This window comes from uncultured Aquincola sp. (genome assembly GCF_964001545.1).
In the GTDB taxonomy this organism is placed as follows: domain Bacteria; phylum Pseudomonadota; class Gammaproteobacteria; order Burkholderiales; family Burkholderiaceae_C; genus Aquincola.
Genome location: NZ_CAXFDV010000012.1, coordinates 1 through 2903, shown reverse-complemented (window position 1 = coordinate 2903; position 2903 = coordinate 1). Strand labels below are relative to the sequence as shown.

Annotated in this window: 4 protein-coding genes; 3 read left to right on the top strand and 1 reads right to left on the bottom strand. The window is 71.0% G+C overall.

Annotated elements, in window-relative coordinates:
- The first annotated feature begins 1 nt into the window (after position 1).
- From ABNT58_RS00460 to ABNT58_RS00450, 3 genes are all read left to right on the top strand, one after another.
- A complete protein-coding gene (locus ABNT58_RS00460; protein ID WP_348751551.1) occupies positions 2-865 on the top strand; it encodes a DUF808 domain-containing protein in 864 nt (287 codons plus the stop codon).
- Between the two features lie 37 nt (positions 866-902).
- The gene (locus tag ABNT58_RS00455) at positions 903-1850 is read left to right on the top strand and encodes a tRNA-dihydrouridine synthase (protein WP_348751550.1); all 948 of its coding nucleotides are present in this window, start codon (positions 903-905) and stop codon (positions 1848-1850) included.
- Positions 1851-1982: 132 nt separating this feature from the next.
- Positions 1983-2201, top strand: coding sequence for a hypothetical protein (locus ABNT58_RS00450; protein ID WP_348751549.1), 219 nt, complete (start codon positions 1983-1985; stop codon positions 2199-2201).
- Positions 2202-2279: 78 nt separating this feature from the next.
- Here ABNT58_RS00450 and xdhC read toward each other — a convergent pair.
- Positions 2280-2903, bottom strand: a 624-nt coding sequence (xdhC, locus tag ABNT58_RS00445) for a xanthine dehydrogenase accessory protein XdhC (protein ID WP_348751548.1), incomplete at its 5' end; no start/stop codon positions are given.

The window sequence follows — 2903 nt, the reverse complement described above, 5'->3', positions numbered from 1 at the left end:
CGTGCTCACCAAGGTGGCCACCAAGAAAACGGCCGGCGTGCTGGGCGACGACCTGGCGCTCAATGCGCAGCAGGTCACCGGCGTCACCGCCGACCGCGAACTGCCGGTGGTGTGGGCGGTGGCCAAGGGCTCGCTGCTCAACAAGGCCATCCTGGTGCCGGCGGCGCTGCTGATCAGCGCCTTCGCGCCCTGGGCGGTGACGCCGCTGCTGATGCTGGGCGGCGCCTTCCTGTGCTTTGAGGGCGTGGAAAAGCTGGCGCACAAGCTGCTGCATGCCAAGGCCGATGACGAGGCGGCACGCGCCCAGCGGCAGCAGGCCTTGGCCGACCCGAAGATCGACCCGGTGGCCTTCGAGAAGGACAAGGTCAAGGGTGCGGTGCGCACCGACTTCATCCTCTCGGCCGAGATCATCGCCATCACGCTGGGCACGGTGGCCGATGCGCCCTTCACCACGCAGGTGGTGGTGCTGGTGGGCATCGCGCTGCTGATGACGGCGGGCGTGTACGGCCTGGTGGCCGGCATCGTGAAGCTGGACGACGCCGGCTTGGCCCTCAGCCGCAGCGCCAGCAGCGGGCTGCGCAGCCTGGGCCGCGGCATCCTGGCGGCCGCGCCCTGGTTGATGAAGTTCCTCAGCGTGGCCGGCACGGCAGCCATGTTCCTGGTGGGCGGCGGCATCCTGGTGCATGGCGTGCCGGCCGTGGCGCATACCATCGAGGGCTTTGCCGAACCCCTGGGCGGCCTGGCCGGCTGGCTGGTCAGCAACCTGGCCAACATGGCCGTGGGTGCCGTGGCCGGCGCGATCATCCTGGCCGTGGTCACGCTGGTGCAGCGCCTGCGGGGCGCCACGCCCGCCCAGGCGCATTGACCCGACCGACGTGACTCCCCGATTGCTGTTGGCCCCGATGGAGGGCCTGCTGGACTATGCGCTGCGCGATGCGCTCACGGCCGTGGGCGGCATCGACCGCTGCGTGTCCGAGTTCATCCGCGTCACCGGCACGCTGCTGCCCGAAAAGGCCTTCGTGCGGGTGATGCCCGAGTTGAAGAACGGCGGCCGCACCCGCGCCGGCACGCCGGTGCGGGCGCAGCTGCTGGGCAGCGACCCGGCCTGTCTGGCCGACAACGCGGCGCGCCTGGCCTCGCTGGGGCCGGCGGGCATCGACCTCAATTTCGGCTGTCCGGCCAAGGTGGTCAACCGCCATGGCGGCGGCGCCGCGCTGCTGGTCGACCCGCCGCTGGTGGGCCGCATCGTGGAAGCGGTGCGCCGCGCGGTGCCGGCCGAGGTGCCGGTGTCGGCCAAGATGCGGCTGGGCTTCGACGACGATGCGCTGGCGCTGGATTGCGCCCAGGCCATCGAGGCCGGCGGCGCCGAAGAACTGGTGGTGCACGGCCGCACCAAGGCCCAGGGCTACCGGCCGCCGGCCTATTGGGCGCGCATCGCCGACATCCGCCAGGCGGTGAAGCTGCCGGTGGTGGCCAATGGCGAGATTTGGACCGTGGCTGATGCACAGCGCTGCCTGGCCGAATCGGGCTGCGATGCCTTGATGCTGGGCCGCGGCATGGTGGCCGACCCCGGCCTGGCGCTCGCCATCCGCGGCGCGACCGAGCCGGTGGCCTGGTCGGCGCTGATGCCGCGCATCGCCGACTTCTGGCAGATCGTGGGCACCCGGGTGGAGGCGCGGCACCGGGCCGGGCGGCTCAAGCAGTGGCTGAACTTCCTGCGGCGGGTGCATCCGGCGGCCGAAGAGGCCTACCAGTCGGTGCGCACGCTCACCGATCCGGCCGAGGTGGCGCGGGTGCTGTTCATCCCCGCTGCGGCGCCGGAGCGCGCGCCTTGCGCTGACGCCGTGTAGGCCAACTTGCTACGCGCAGTCTGGCGGCACGCCGACAGGCTGCCGCGGCGGCACGACATGGCCGCGCCTTCGGCAGGCGCCTAGTCTTGCCGATAAGCCAGTCAGCCATCCATTCCTACCTGGGAGCACGCCATGGCCAGCATCACCTCCGCCGCCGAAGCTTCTTACGAACTGCGCTTCGAATCGCTGTTCCACTCGGGCCGCGCACTCACCTTTCCGTGCGACGAGCGCGGCCAGGTGAACCTGGACTCGATGAGCGAACGGGCCCGCGACAACTACCTGTATGCCCGCGCCGTGGTGGGCCGTGAGTTCTGCCCGCCGGCCGTTTGCCTCAGCGACCGGCTGCACTGACGAGCCCCCAAGCTCGCTGGCGCTCGCTACCCCCCGAGGTGGCCGCTCAGGTCCTTGGGGGGGCCCGGCGGACCTGAGTCACTTCTGCTGCGCCACCTGCAGCAGCTGCGCCACCACCGCCACAGCGATCAGCTCCGGCTCCTTGCCGGTGATGCCTTCGATGCCGATCGGGCAGTGCATGCGGGCCAGCGTGTCGGGCGCGATGCCCTTGGCTTCGAGCCGATGTGTGAAGCGGGCCCGCTTGGTGGCTGAGCCGATCAGCCCGAAGAAGCCGAAGTCGCCTCGCTTCAAGATGGCTTCGGTCAGGCGCAGGTCCAGGTCGTGGCTGTGCGTCAGCACCAGGTAAAACGCCCCGGGTGGCGCCAGCGCCACCTCACCTTCCACGCCATCCACTGCCACCGCGCGGATGTGGTCGGGCGCCGGGGTGAACACATCGGCCGGCGGAAACTGGTCTTCGCGTTCGTCGATCCAGTCCACCCGGCAGTCCAGCGTGGCCAGCAGCCGCACGATGGCCTGGCCCACATGGCCGGCGCCGTACAGCTGCAGGTGAAACATCGGCTCGGGCTCGGGCCAGGCGGCCAGCACCGCATCGTCCAGCCAGTCGAAGCCCAGCGTCACCGCACCGCCGCAGCACTGGCCCAGCGCCGGCCCCAGCGGGTAATGGCGCTGAAAGGGCGCCCGGCCTTCGGCCAGCATCTCGCG

What these genes read in the sequence shown, in the direction of transcription:
- ABNT58_RS00455 (WP_348751550.1), top strand. Translation starts at nt 903, where the DNA reads ATGGAGGGCCTGCTGGACTATGCGCTGCGCGATGCGCTCACGGCCGTG.
- ABNT58_RS00450 (WP_348751549.1), top strand. Translation starts at nt 1,983, where the DNA reads ATGGCCAGCATCACCTCCGCCGCCGAAGCTTCTTACGAACTGCGCTTC.